At 61.0% G+C, this 14066-nt stretch carries 11 protein-coding genes; 8 read left to right on the top strand and 3 right to left on the bottom strand.

Annotated elements, in window-relative coordinates:
• The first annotated feature begins 10 nt into the window (after positions 1 to 10).
• From EA462_RS15995 to EA462_RS15970, 6 genes are all read left to right on the top strand, one after another.
• Positions 11 to 1018 (top strand): ABC transporter permease, encoded by a 1008-nt coding sequence (locus EA462_RS15995; RefSeq protein WP_124179582.1) that lies wholly within the window; start codon positions 11 to 13, stop codon positions 1016 to 1018.
• Positions 999 to 2153, top strand: a complete 1155-nt coding sequence (locus EA462_RS15990; protein ID WP_243641453.1) for an ABC transporter permease — start codon at positions 999 to 1001, stop codon at positions 2151 to 2153. The genes EA462_RS15995 and EA462_RS15990 overlap by 20 nt, the downstream gene beginning before the upstream one ends.
• The gene (locus EA462_RS17830; protein WP_124179581.1) at positions 2150 to 3313 is read left to right on the top strand and encodes an ABC transporter ATP-binding protein; all 1164 of its coding nucleotides are present in this window, start codon (positions 2150 to 2152) and stop codon (positions 3311 to 3313) included. Before EA462_RS15990 ends, EA462_RS17830 begins: the two co-directional genes overlap by 4 nt.
• Positions 3310 to 4401, top strand: coding sequence for an ABC transporter ATP-binding protein (locus EA462_RS17825; RefSeq protein ID WP_124179580.1), 1092 nt, complete (start codon positions 3310 to 3312; stop codon positions 4399 to 4401). Before EA462_RS17830 ends, EA462_RS17825 begins: the two co-directional genes overlap by 4 nt.
• Before the next feature lie 90 nt (positions 4402 to 4491).
• Entirely contained in the window at positions 4492 to 5493 is a 1002-nt protein-coding gene (locus EA462_RS15975) for a hypothetical protein (protein ID WP_124179579.1), read from the top strand.
• Between the two features lie 32 nt (positions 5494 to 5525).
• On the top strand, positions 5526 to 7319 hold the full coding sequence (locus tag EA462_RS15970) for a glycoside hydrolase family 9 protein (RefSeq protein ID WP_124179578.1): 1794 nt from the start codon (positions 5526 to 5528) through the stop codon (positions 7317 to 7319).
• Between the two features lie 180 nt (positions 7320 to 7499).
• On the opposite strand, the gene EA462_RS15965 is transcribed toward EA462_RS15970, so the two are convergent.
• Positions 7500 to 8861 (bottom strand): PKD domain-containing protein, encoded by a 1362-nt coding sequence (locus tag EA462_RS15965; RefSeq protein WP_124179577.1) that lies wholly within the window; start codon positions 8859 to 8861, stop codon positions 7500 to 7502.
• Positions 8862 to 8918: 57 nt separating this feature from the next.
• A complete protein-coding gene (locus EA462_RS15960; RefSeq protein ID WP_124179576.1) occupies positions 8919 to 10691 on the bottom strand; it encodes a glycosyl hydrolase family 18 protein in 1773 nt (590 codons plus the stop codon).
• A gap of 590 nt (positions 10692 to 11281) precedes the next feature.
• Between EA462_RS15960 and EA462_RS15955 the strand changes: the two genes are divergently transcribed.
• Positions 11282 to 11797 (top strand): DUF7342 family protein, encoded by a 516-nt coding sequence (locus EA462_RS15955; protein ID WP_124179575.1) that lies wholly within the window; start codon positions 11282 to 11284, stop codon positions 11795 to 11797.
• A gap of 89 nt (positions 11798 to 11886) precedes the next feature.
• Entirely contained in the window at positions 11887 to 12231 is a 345-nt protein-coding gene (locus tag EA462_RS17820; RefSeq protein ID WP_341538911.1) for a hypothetical protein, read from the top strand.
• A gap of 176 nt (positions 12232 to 12407) precedes the next feature.
• On the opposite strand, the gene EA462_RS15945 is transcribed toward EA462_RS17820, so the two are convergent.
• Positions 12408 to 13832, bottom strand: a complete 1425-nt coding sequence (locus tag EA462_RS15945; protein ID WP_124179573.1) for a PKD domain-containing protein — start codon at positions 13830 to 13832, stop codon at positions 12408 to 12410.
• Positions 13833 to 14066: the final 234 nt, after the last annotated feature.

The following is a 14066-nucleotide window of genomic DNA, read 5'->3' as shown; positions in this document are numbered from 1 at the left end:
TGAATATTCCATGAACTGGTGGCTCAAACGGACTGGACAGGCACTGTTCACCATCTGGGCAGTGATCACGATATCGTTCGCACTTATTAGAGGGCTACCCGGCGATCCGGGCTCGCGGATCCGCGAGCAGGCCCAGCGCCACAATCCGAGCATGTCTCAGTCGGCACTCGAGCGCATGATCGAGGCGCGCATCCCGGCCAGCTACGACGATCCGATTCACGTCGCCTACTGGGAGTATCTCACGAGCGTCGCACAGGGTGATCTGGGTTACTCGACGTTTAGACAGGCCGAGGTAGCGCCCGAGATCGCAGCCGTGTTGCCGTGGACGATCCTCATCATGTCGCTCAGTATGGCGTTGATGTTCTCACTGGGGCTCGCACTCGGCGCACTCATGGCGTACAAGGAGGGTTCGAGGTTCGATACCGCGTTAACCGGTGTTTCGATCTTCTTCAACTCGATCCCGTACTACGTCGCGGCAGTCCTACTAATCGCGGTTCTTGGCTATCGCTTGAGCGTGTTCCCAGCGCGGGGTACACACTCCGATGCGACTGATCCGGGACTTTCGCTGCATTTCGTCTTCGATGTCCTGTATCACGCGACGTTGCCGACGCTTTCGTTCGTCGTTACGGGATTCGGTATCATCGCGTTGACCATGCGCGGAAACAGTATCCAGACGCTCGGTGAGGAGTACATCCGCGTCGCGAGACTCCGGGGGATTCCGGACCGGCGAATCGCTCTCCGGTACGTCGGGCGGAACGCGATTCTCCCGATGTGGACGACCCTGCTGATCTCGATCGGGTTCATGTTCGGCGGGGCGATCATCCTCGAGGAGATCTTCCAGTATCGGGGCATGGGCTGGTTGATGTTCCGATCGATCGAACACAACGACATCTACCTCATGATGGGAACGTTCCTGATCGTAACGATCGCCGTCGTTATTTCGCTGTGGATCGCGGATGCGACGTACGGCTGGCTCGATCCACGGATCAAATCGGGTGATGACAGTGAATCGTACTGACGAGTCGGCCGACGACAGAACCGGTTCCGGCGACGACGGATCCCGATTCGATGGATCGGCGCTGTACGGCACCGAAACGAGCGAATCCGACGCCACCGATGAGTATCGTGCGGACGGCGGACAGATGTTCGCAGAGTCGGAGTTCACCGAGGTCACGACGAGCCAGCGGCTGTCCGAGGTGTTCACCCAATCGATATACGAGCCGTTCGTGGTCGCCTGGGAAGACTGGCGGACGAAGGTCGGCCTGACCATCATCTCGCTGTACCTAGTGATCGGCACGATCGCCTGGGTCTCCACATCGGAGTTCCTGGTTCTCGATCGGATCACGATCATCGAACCCGCTCGCGGGGACGGGCCGATCCGACTCGCGCCGTTCCAGGACTGGAGCTACCCCCTCGGAACGGACATGATCGGGCGTGATCTCCTCGCGGCGATGATCCACGCGACCCCGCGAATGCTCCAGATGATCCTCGCCGGTGCGGTATTCGCTACCGCCCTGGCAACGGTCGTCGGGACGCTCGCCGGATACAAAGGCGGCCTCACCGAACGGTCGCTGATGACGATATCGGACGTTCTGATGACGATTCCCGGTCTTCCACTGGTGATCGTCCTCATCGTCCTCATCGATCCCAGCAGTCCCTATCTCATCGGGATCATCATCGTGGTCAACGCCTGGGCGGGGCTCGCACGAACGATTCACTCACAAGTGTTGACGATCCGCGAACACTCCTACGTCGAGGCATCGCGGACGATGGGTGTCGGAACGCCGACGATCATCAGGAAGGATGTTCTGCCGAACCTGATGCCGTACATCCTGATCAACTTCACCAGCATGGCCCGTCGCGTCATCTACGACAGCGTCGCGCTGTACTTCCTCGGCGTGATCTCCGTCCAGACTATCGAAAACTGGGGTGTGATGATGAACATCGGCTACGAGAACAACGCCCTCGTCATCCCGGAGGTCTCTCACCTCCTGTTCGTTCCTATGATCTTCGTCGTGGGGCTGTCGTTCGGGTTGATCCTGTTCTCACAGGGAACTGATAGACTGTTCAACCCACGCGTCCGTGCCCGCGGAAGCAATTCGAAGAAGACGGACGACGACGAGGAGATCACGACCGGAGGTGGTGCACTATGAGTACACACGAAACGACAGTGACGGACGAACAGTCGCACAGTGTCTCGGATCCGATTCTGGAGATCCGAAACGCCGAGGTCGTCTTCGAGATGGATCGCGGCGTCTCGCGAGTGCTCGACGACGTCTCGCTCGAGATCGAACGTGGAGAGATCCTCGGCGTCGTCGGTGAGAGCGGCAGCGGAAAGTCGATGCTCGCCTCGTCGACGCTCGACGCCGTCGTCGAACCCGGTGTACTCACCGGCGAGGTGACCTACTATCCGGAGGACGGCGATCCCGTCGACGTACTGGACCTTACGCCCGCCGAACTCAGGCGGCTTCGCTGGGAGGAGATCGCGATGGTCTTCCAGGGCGCGATGAGTTCGTTCAATCCGACGATGAAGATCCGCGACCACTTCGAGGAGACCCTCGAGGCCCACGATTATTCCCTGCGAGATGGAATGAGCCGAGCGCACGAGTTACTCTCCGATCTGTATCTCGATTCCGAGCGCGTCCTCGATTCGTATCCCCACGAGCTGTCGGGGGGGATGCAACAGCGGACGCTGATCGCCCTCTCGGTCGTCCTTCAGCCCAACGTGCTCGTGATGGACGAGCCGACGGCGGCGCTGGATCTGTTGATGCAGCGATCGATCATCTCATTGCTCGAAGAGCTCAAGTCGAAGTACGACCTGACGATGGTGTTCATCACGCACGACCTGCCGCTGGTCGCTGAGCTGGCCGACCGGTTGGCCGTGATGTACGCGTTCGAGCTGATCGAACAGGGACCGACCCAGGAGCTCCTTCACGACGCGGGCCATCCGTACACCCGTGCACTCCTGAACTCGACGCCGAACCTCGACGCGCCGCTCGAGGAGATGCGGCCGATCCCCGGCTCCGCGCCCGATCCGGTGGACGTTCCGACCGGCTGTTCGTACCATCCCCGGTGTTCGCTCGCGACCGACCGATGCGTCGCCAAAGCGCCCGCGAGCGAGCCGATAACCGCCGCTCACACCGTCGACTGTCATCACTGGAAGGATGCCGTCGACGCGATCTCGCTCAACCACCGCAAACAGGTCGGAAGCGAGACGCAGAACCGACAGCAACGACCGGAAACCAGCGACCGGACACGCACCCGAACTGAGATGAATCACCAGGACCAGACCTCACCGGAGGGAGACCGATGAGCGACGAGCCGCTCGTGTCGCTCGAGAACGCCGAAGTCCACTTCGAAGCGGAGAGCGGACTGTTCGACTTCAGCGATACCGACGTCGTTCGTGCGGTCGACGGCGTCTCGCTCGATATCGGGGAACAGGACGTCGTTGCGCTGGTCGGTGAGTCCGGCTGTGGAAAAACGACGCTCGGCAAGACGGCGATTGGTCTCCAGCGGCCAACCGGGGGCAGCGTCAACTACCGCGGGCAGGACATCTGGGACGCAAAGGACGGCTCGGGTGACGTCGACATTCCCTACAACGAGATCCGGCGCTCGCTCCAGATCATCCATCAGGACCCCGGAAGCTCGTTGAATCCCAACCGAAAGGTACTGGGGACGCTCGAGGCACCGCTGAAACGGTGGCAGCCGGACATGAGTTCGGGCGACCGGCGCCGGGAGATCGTCAAGATGCTCGAAGCGGTCGGAATGACGCCGGCAGCGGACTACGCCGGTCGATATCCACACCAGCTGTCCGGTGGAGAACAACAGCGGATCGCCCTGATCCGTGCGCTGTTGATGGATCCGGATCTCATCCTGGCCGACGAAGCCATCAGCGCGCTCGACGTCTCCTTGCGCGTCGACATGATGGACCTGATGTTGGAGCTACAGGGCCAGTTCAACACGTCGTTCGTCTTCGTCTCACACGACCTCGCTAACGCGCGCTATCTCGCCTCCCACGCGGGTGGACGGATCGGCGTGATGTATCTCGGTGAACTCATCGAGGTCGGACCGCCCGAGCAGATCATCAACGATCCACAGCACCCCTACACGAAGGTGCTTCGGTGGGCGACGCCCGATCTGAGGACGGTCGGTGAAGCCGAGGAACCGCCGGTTCGAAACATCGACATTCCCGATCCGAAGAACCCGCCATCGGGTTGTCGCTTCCACACGCGCTGTCCGGAGGCCAGAGACGCCTGTATGGGACAATCGCCCGAATCATACGATCTCGGCTCGGGCCACCGCGTTCGGTGTTTCCGGTCGGACGACGACCACGACTACTGGTCGAGCCCACCGGTGACGGACGACGAGCCGACGCCCCGGACGCCGGACCCCTCGACGTAGCGTCGAGACGGGGTCCGATTTCTGACGCTCTTCGAGTGACGGCGTTACTGATCCAAAGAGTGAAATATCTTGCATCGAATCGTGTACTCGATGCTCGAAAAAGGAACGAGTTATTTTAGCGTGCGAGATGTCGATCACGCAGAGCGGGACCTCGACCGATTTCGCGAGAACGGACTGAACGCCGTGCTCCACACCTTCAGTGAGCGTGACCGACAGTACTACGCGGAGTCGATGTCGGACATCGTCGCGGCGAGTCACGACCGTGGTTTTCGGGTCTACATGAATCCGTGGTCGATCGGACGGGTGTTCGGGGGCGAGGCGCTGTCTGAGTTTATCGGAAAGAATCCCGAGAGCTGTCAGGTACTTTCGACCGGTGATCGGGTTCCGACGGCCTGTTTCAACGATCCCGGTTTCAACGAATACATGCGTGGCTGGGTCGCAGACGCGGCGGACGTCGGTGCCGACGTCCTCTTCTGGGACGAGCCTCACTGGTACATCCCCGACTGGTTCGACCACGAGGTTCCCGAGGGGGCCTGGACCTGTCGCTGTGAGAGCTGTCAGGAGCTGTACGAACAGGAGTACGACGAGCAGATGCCGGCGACCCGAACCGACCGAATCGACGAGTTCCGCGAAGCGTCGTTGCTCTCGTTTCTCGACGAGATGATGGAACTCACCGCCGAAAAGGGCCTCGAGAACGCGGTCTGTCTGCTCCCGAGCGAGGACTCAGACCACGGTCTCAGCGACTGGGAGCGACTCGCCGCGAACGACCACCTGGACGTGCTCGTCACCGATCCGTACTGGGACGTCTTCGACGAGGAGAGCCCGGCGTTCATCTCCTATTTCACCGATACCGTCGTCTCGCTGGCCGAAGAGCACGACATCGGGAGCCAGATCTGGATTCAGGGCTTCCGGCTCGACGACGATCCGGAGACGGTCGAGGACGTCCGGAAGGCGACGCGGGCGGCGATCGACGGCGGCGTCGACAGCGTGTTCATGTGGGGGTACGACGCTTGCCGGTCGATCTCGGACATCGCCTGTGAGGATCCGGAAGCAGTCTGGAACGCGTATCTCGACGAGCTACCCGCGGAGTAACGATCGACGACTATCCCGTCCGACTCACGCATATGAACGTTCTCGTCAATCAGGCCGGATACGATCCGGACGACCGAAAACGCGCGATTCTCCGGGCCACGCCCGACGAAGTACCCGGACCCGTCAGCATCGTGGATGTGGAATCGAACGCCGTCGTGGCCGAACCCGAGGTAATCCGCCACGACACCGTCGATAACTGGCAGGACTGGGTGTTCTGGTCGCTCGAGTTCACGGCGCTCTCGAAGCCGGGCTCGTACGCCGTGGCCGTAGAGACCGGCGAAAACGGTGAAATCGGATCGGACGAAACCCAAAGCCGAACCCGTTCGCGGTCGCACGCGTTCGAAATCCGCGAGAACGTCCTCGAAGAGCGCGTTCTCTCCGACGTCATCTACTATTTCAAGACCCAACGCGCGTCCGGACGGTACGACCGGGCCGACCGGACGGTTCCGTTCGTTGGCGACCGAAGCGACACCGTCGACGTCCACGGCGGCTGGTACGACGCATCGGGTGATACGAGCAAATATCTCAGTCACCTCAGCTACGCGAACTACGTCAATCCCCAGCAGACGCCGATCGTCGTCTGGGGACTGCTCGACGCCGTCGACCAGCTGTACGCCGGCGAGCGCTCGCTCGGCGCACTGTTCGAGGAGCGACTGCTCGAGGAGAGTCTCCACGGCGCGGACTTTCTCGTCCGAATGTGCGACGACGAGGGGTACTTCTACCACACCGTCTTCGATCAGTGGTCGAAAGAAACCGATCGGCGGGAGATCTGCGCCTACGAGGGCGAGGACGGAACGAAAACCGCGGACTATCGGGCCGGCTACCGACAGGGTGGCGGCGTCTCGGTCGCGGCCCTCGCACGGGCGAGTCGACTCGACGAATCGTCGGAGGCAGCGGAGGCAGCGGCGTTCGATCTCGAGACGTACCGCTCGAGAGCGATCGACGCGTTCGATCACCTCGAGAAACGCAACGAGGCCTATCTCGACGACGGAACCGAGAACGTCATCGACGACTACTGTGCGCTGTTGGCGGCGACGGAACTCTACGGCGCGACCGGCGAGCGACGGTTTTACGATGCCGCGAGCGACCGGGCACGATCGTTGCTCTCGCGCCAGACCGGTGACAGCCGATACGCGGGCTGGTGGCGTGCCGACGACGACGAGCGACCGTTCTTTCACGCCGCCGAGGAGGGACTGCCGGCGCTTTCGCTCTGTCGATTCCTCGAGGTGCTCGGCGAGTCCGATTCGTCACCCGACGACGGGATCCTGCGAGACGATATCGCGGACGCACTGGCGGCCTACTGGGCGTTCGAACTCGAGATCACGACCGGCGTATCCAATCCGTTCGGCTACGCCCGCGCATACGTGAAAGCGGCCGACGAGCCCCAGCCGCGGGGAGCGTTTTTCTTCCCCCACGAGAACGAGACCGGCTACTGGTGGCAAGGCGAAAACGCCCGCATCGCCTCGCTCGCGGCGGCCGCCTCGAGATCGGTTCGCGCGTTAGGCGACGAGTTCGAATCCAGTAGCGACGAACTCCACCATTTCGCCGGGGCCCAGCTGGACTGGATACTCGGGTTGAACCCCTTCGATACGTCGATGGTGGAGGGAACCGGACGGAATCCGCCGCACTACCACGAGCGGTTTCGGAACGTCCCCGGTGGAATCTCCAACGGAATCACCGCCGGCGTGACCGACGAATCCGATATCGCCTTCCTCCCCGACGGAGTCGGAGACGATCACGCTCATCGCTGGCGGTGGGCCGAACAGTGGCTCCCCCACGCCGCCTGGTTCGTCGTCGCCGTCGCCTCGCGACGCTCGAGTGAATAACAGCGATCGCTTTTCCGAGACCGATACTCGATCGAATGCAATTACTTTGATAATCGAAGTATTTTCTAAGGGTGGCTAAAAACGGTATTAACGGTGTTTCGGCCTCGGGTAATACAAGTCTCGGTATCAAGTACCATCGTCGCTCTCCGAGCTTCAAAAATCGACGGTTCGAAACCCGGGCTAGTCGCCGCTTTCGAACTCGGAGAAGACGGCCGAGAACTCGCCGCCGTCGTCTTCGCCAAGCACCCACGGCGCGATGCTGTACATTCCTTTCTCGGCGGCGAAGTCGACGAGGTCACTGGCGTCGTTCGTCGTAATCTCACCGACGTACGGCGTCACGCCGACCATCCCCCACAGCTCGTCTTCGGACCGTTCGGGATACACCTCTTCGAGGAAGTCGACCGCGCTCTCGAGCGCCGAGGTGATCGTCTCGAAGTTCTCGGGTTCGTCTTCGAAATGCATCGCCATCGCTTGCACGTAGTCCAACTCGAGGCCTTTCTCGACGGCGTCCTCGATGAACACCTTCCCGGGAGAGTGTCCGGAGTCGGCGAGCCCGTCCGGACTGGCCGAGACGGTGAACCCGACGGTGACCTCGGGCCGTTCGTCTTTGAGCAACGCGAGCGCCTCGTTGCGGATTTCGTGGAGGCCGTCCGGTCGATCTGGATCCTCCGCGTTTTCGTCGTCAATATCGAGGTGGGTGGCGTCGAACGTGTCGAGCAGATCGATATACGCGTCCTTCAGCTCCTCCGGATCGTCCGCGTCGCGAGCGAGGACGGGACTCTCCCAGCCGCCGATCGTCAGTCCGACCTCGATTCCCTCGTCCTGGAGCGTCTGAATCTCGCCGGCGTAGGTGTCGAGTGACTCCTCGCCACACTCGTGGTTCTGACAGTCCGCGAGCCAGGCTGGCGAAATTTCGTCGTCCCGTGTTCCGTCGCCGATGAACGACATGATGACTCGGTCGGTGTCCCGCTCGAGGGTACCGTCGACGATGTCGTACCAGGTGCCCTGGTACGGCGAGTAAACGCCGTCGGCGTCCGGCGGCTCGACGTCGCCGACGTAGACGGTCGACCCCGTGCTATCGCTTTCGCCGTCGACGTCTTCGACGGTGAGTTCGACCTCGTGCTCTCCGTCGTCGTCGAACGAGTGGGTGACGGCCTCGCCGGTCGCCGTCTCGCCGTCGTCGAACTCCCATCCGTAACTCTCGAGATTGCCCGCCGACTCGCTCGCGTCGAACTCGACGTCGTCGCCGGGGTCGGGACTCGAGTCGCTGACGGAGAACGAGGCGCTCGGCCCCGGATCGTGCGTTTCGACTTCCTCCCAGGGGCCCCAGTCGCTTTCCCCGGGTTCGTCGCCCTGAGTCCACCACTGGGCTTCCCAGACGGATCCCTCGTGGACGACGCGGTCGCCTTCGGTGTACGTCTCGTCGGGATTCCACTCGGGATACTCTTCGGCGGTGACGGTCGCGCCAGCGACGCCGAGGCCTCCCAGTACGATTGATAGTTTCGATGCGTTTCGAAGCAGCGTTCGGCGTGTCTGTTTCATGGGTGTCTCGTATTTCGCAGTCTCGTGTATCGCTCGTTTAGTCGTTCACTCTGTTGATCAGTCCAGCAACGTCTCGGAGATCGCGCTCAGCAGTTCGTGGTCGGGCGTGTCGTGCGACAGCGCCCACAGCATCGTGCCGCCGTAGTCGTTGTCCGTGATCCACTCCATCTTCTGCTCGACGGTCTCGGTCGTCTCGTGGGAGATCATCAGTCCCTCGTTCTCGCCCCAGCCTTCGCCGGGCGAGGAGGGAACGGTCTCGTCGGGGTTGTAGCTCCAGGCGGTCACCGCCTCCTCGTCGATCGCGGTCTCCCAGCCCTCTTCGCTCAGGTCGACCTGACTTTCGCCGTCCCCGCGGATCTCGCCGGCGAGATCCCAGTACTCATAGATTCCGCTGACGCTCGAGCCACCGTCCGGATCGGGATCGGGGAACGAGCCGTCGCCGGTGTCCTCGAACTCCTGGAAGAGGCCGTCGTCCTCGCCCGTTCCGAAGTCGTCCTCGGGCGGGTCGATCCCGGCGAAACTCCGGCCGTAGAACGGAACGGCCATGTTGAGATTCTCGGAATCCCATCCCTGATCGACCCACCACTCCATCGCGTACGAGGTGTACCAGTCGTCGGCGTAGTCGTGTGGATCGTCTTCGTTCCGATGCAACGGCGAATGGTGAGCCGTGTACTCGGAGAAGCCGCCGTGGTAGTCGAACGTCATGAGCGAAACGAAATCGAGGTGATCCCGGAGCGCCTCGTGATCGAAGTCCTCGTTGTGCTCGGTGTTAGCCGAGTGGGCCGCGGTGAGCCAGTAGCGTTTGTCGTCTTCGTCCTCGGCTTCGTCGAGTTGTTTGCGACACTCCTCGAGCAAGAGAGCGTAATTCTCGTGGTCTTCGTCGGGTCGGACGACGTTGCCCTCCTCGCCCTCGAAGCCCGGATACTCCCAGTCGACGTCGATACCGTCGAAACCGGTCTCCCGGAGGATCTCGACCGCGTCGGAGGCGAACCGTTCGCGGTTCTCTTGGGTGTGTGCGGCGTCGGAGAAGTACTCCGAATCACCCCACCCACCGATGGAGATCAGGAAGACGACGTCTTCGTGCTCGTCGACGATTCCCTCGAACGAGTCCTCGTGACCGTAGCCCGCTTCGTCGGGAAACAGCAGGCGCGCCTCGTGGTCGTCACCGACGATCTCGATCGAGCCGTCCTCCTCTGGACGCATGAACGCGTACTGGAGGTGAGTGATGTCGTCGTAGGGGATGTCTTCGGGATAGTAATCGCGTTCGTACTGGGCCCACTGCATGTAGTACGAGACGACGCGCTTGTCCGCGGCACCGGCGTCCCGATCGACGACCGAAAGTTCGTCGGTAGCACTATCAGTTTCATCGTCGTCGTCGGTGACAGTGAGTTCGACTTCGTACTCTCCGTCGTCGTCGAACGCGTGAGTGACGTTCTCGCCGGTTGCCGTCCCGCCATCTCCGAACTCCCACTCGTAGTCCTCGATATCACCCGCCGAATCATCCGCATCGAACTCAACCTCGTCGCCGGGCTCCGGAACCGCAGGACTGACTTCGAACGATGCCTGCGGACCTGCCCCGTTGCCCTCGCAGGGGCCGACCGCCGTCCAAACACCCTCGTCATCGTCGGGTTCAGTCCCCTGAACCCACCACTCCGCCTCGTAGAGGTTCCCCTCGAAGACAACCCGGTCACCGTCGGTGTAGGTGTCGTCCGCGTCCCAGTCGGGGTAGTCGCTACAGTCGTCTGTTGTCGCGCCGGTGACGGTCGCACCGAGTCCGATCGCGGACAGCGCCGATGCCTTCCACAGAACGTTGCGTCTGGTTTCTTTCATGGTGGTGAGGTTTGGTACGAGAAAGCATAACCGGATGCGTGGATACCCGCCCCGTACCGTCGCACTTCTTGTGAAGCGCTACCGAATGTCTTATATCCTATCGTAATAAATCTGTACATACAGGAAATATTTAATATGCAAGTGAGCGATGTCTTAGAAGATGTGCGAAAATGTCAACGCTATTTTTAGCTGAATTGAGGCGCTAAGTCCCCTTCCTCAAGGAGCGAACGGCGTCAGCCGTGAGCGATTAGGGTAGGGTAGTTCACTGTTTTTCAACCGGTGGTCCACGCAGTATAACAACTCCAAGCACACCACTCCCGCGAGGGACTGACGACTCGCGTGCAAACCGGAGTACCTGGAAAGGGGATATTGCCACCGTTGGTGTCGGCCCGTCCGACGCCAAGCGCGTGGAAACCGCGGCGTTTACGCCGACGAGGATGTCATTACCGATCTTAGCAATCGGTGTCAGCACGGAAGTCATACCCAGATTCTGTCTTGAAAGGAAGATCAAAAGACGGAATGGCCGAGAAGCTGAACAATATATCTTGGTTGGAGGAAGAAATATGTGTTCCAAGCTCGTAGATAGACGTATGGCAGACGAAGCCCGCCGCGACGGCCCGCCCCCGTTCGATAGCCCATTCGAAAACGAGGACACGAAGCAACGCGTCTACGGTGCGGTGTTGCACGCTCGAGAGCCGATGACGGCCGCAGAAATCGCCGAACGGGCGGACTGCTCGGAAGAGTCGGCTCGGACACACCTGTCCTTTTATGCCGACCTCGGCATCGTCATCCACCACGAGGGTCGGCCGGCTAGATACGAGCGTAACGACGATTACTTCGAGTGGCGGCGGGTAAACGAGCTTGCGCGGGAGCACGCCGTCGAGGAATTGCAGGCCCGCGTATCGGAGTTCACCGAGAGGATCGAACGGTACCGTGATGAGTACGGTGCTGATTCGCCCGCCGACGTCGACGTCCTCGAATTCGACGCGACACAGGTTGACGACGTGTACGTGGATCTCGGCGATTGGGCTACTGCCATCGAAGAGCGCCGCCTGCACGAGCGCGCCCGGCAGAAGGCTACCGGCTCTACAGCTCCGTCGCACTAACGATGGTACCGGTGAACGACGGCGCGAGTCCCGCGCCAATCGATCGGTCGGTGTTGGAGCGGATGCGTTCCCGGTTCGTCGGGTGTCGGATGTTCGAGTCGGTAGAGATCGCCGAGGAAAGAAAGCTGTCACTCCGTGTCGAGCTCTCCAGCGAGTACTATCCGCGTGACGCGTCCGTCCGCTTTGAGATCCGCTGGTACCGCAACGACGATCTCAATATTCACTATCGAGAGGAGCGTCGAGACAGTGTGTGGCAATGTCGATGGGATCGACATCCGAACGATCACAACTCACGAGACCACTTCCATCCGCCGCCGGACGCCAGTCGTCCCGACGCGGAGAACGCTCGGTGGCCGGACGACCATCGCGACGTGTGTCGTCTCGTCTTCGATTTCGTCGAGGAACGCATCGAGACGCTGTGGATGGATCAGTAGACGGACGGACTTGTACTTCACCCCGTTCGCTCCGAATCGGCTTTTTCGGGACGCCAATCGAATACGTTCGTGTGGCAAAGGTTGGTGAACTAGCTTCACCGGTTAGAGAACGGCGGTATCTTTCCCGAAATTACACATAATCTCTCGAGTAATCATAAAATCGAAGGTGAGTGGTGTTACTCGGCGGTAAACGGACTGACGTTCTCCGAGAAATCGAAAGGGTCCTGCTCGATACCGCTGTGTTCGGCGTCGAGTCCGTCACCAGGGTTGTCACGTTCGATCGACCAGAACGAGAGGAGTCCAAGATCGTGGTCCTCGGCGTAGGACCTGACCTCGGCAGCGTCCTCGGGGTAGAACGGACCGCCGGAGTTCTGGACGCCGATCATCGGCGTGATACCGATCATCGTGTACAACTCCTCGTCGGATTTCTCCGGTAGCCACTCCTGGAGCTGGTCGTGCGTGCCTTCGGCACACTCGATGCAGTTTTCCGCACTGGTTCGCACCCAGCCCCAGTTCATCGTCATCAGATTGACGTAGCCGACGTCGACGCCGTTATCGATCGCGTTCGTGATGATTTCGGTGTCTGCGACGCCGTCGACGCGCGTCCGAACGGTGTAGCCGACGTGGACATCTGGACGTCGGTCCTGTAAGATCGCGATCGCCTCGTTTCGCAGGTCGACGACGTCCATATCTGGGGCTTCGTCGTCGATGTCGAGATACGGACAGTCGTACTCGTCGACGATGAACTCGAGCGTATCGGCAAGTTCGGTCGGGTCGTCGTAATCCGACGCGAGATAGTTGCCGACTGCACCTCCAAAGGAGATGATCGCCTGTCCGCCCTGGTCTTGAAGCTCGCGGATTTCGTCGTCGAACTGGCTTTCACCGACGACGTGATCGACGTCACCGTCCCAGGCCGGCGTTCCGTCGCCGGTTCCGAGAATGAACGCCAGATGGAAGTAGTCCGTCCCGGCAGGGCCGGACCACTCGACCGGTGTCGTCTCGGGATCAGTCGTCAGATGGTGATAGGGCGCGAACACCTGATCCGGAATCTCCCCCGGATCGACGGGCGGAGATTCATCTTCGGGTTCGACCGAAACCGTAACCGTCTCGCTGTCAGTCTGACCACCGTCGTCGATGACGGTGAGTTCGACCGTGTACTCTCCCTCCTCTCCGTACGCGTGAGTGACGTTCTCGCCGGTCGCCGTCTCGCCATCTCCGAACTCCCACCCGTAATCCTCGATCTCGCCGTCCGAGTCAGCCGCGTCGAACTCGACCTCGTCGCCGGGTTCCGGCGACAACGGATCCGTGGAAACAGTCGCCGTCGGACCGTCGGGTGGTTCGGGGTCCGGATCGCCGCTGTCGTCGACTTCCTCCCAGGGACCCCACTCACTTTCGCCGGGTTCGTCCCCCTGAGTCCACCAGCTGGCTTCCCAGACCGAGCCGTCGTAGACGACCCGGTCATCCCCCGTATACACTGTCTCTGAATCCCATTCGGGATACTCGTCGGAATCAGCTTTGGCGGCCCCAGCCGCGCCAAGACCGGCCAGTAGTGCAGACAGCTTCGATGCATCGCGCAGTACGTTTCGACGTGTTCGTTTCATGGATATTCGCTCGATTTACGATCGTTGTTCCGCGTTTCGTGTGTGGTCGAATCGAACCGACACTCGCTCGAATTCGGCACCGTTCTCGATTCGACTACACATGAACTTATGAATTATAATATTAAATAATTATGGGTTCTGCGAACGTATTACTCACTTCGGAGTCGGATCCGACTGGAACATCCGATCGATCGCGGCTGATCGGTCTGGTTGTTCGAGCGGGCGGATGATCGT

This window comes from Natrarchaeobius halalkaliphilus, assembly GCF_003841485.1.
GTDB lineage: Archaea > Halobacteriota > Halobacteria > Halobacteriales > Natrialbaceae > Natrarchaeobius > Natrarchaeobius halalkaliphilus.
The sequence above is the reverse complement of the archived record's forward strand: the minus strand, read 5'-3'. Positions and strand labels throughout refer to the sequence as shown.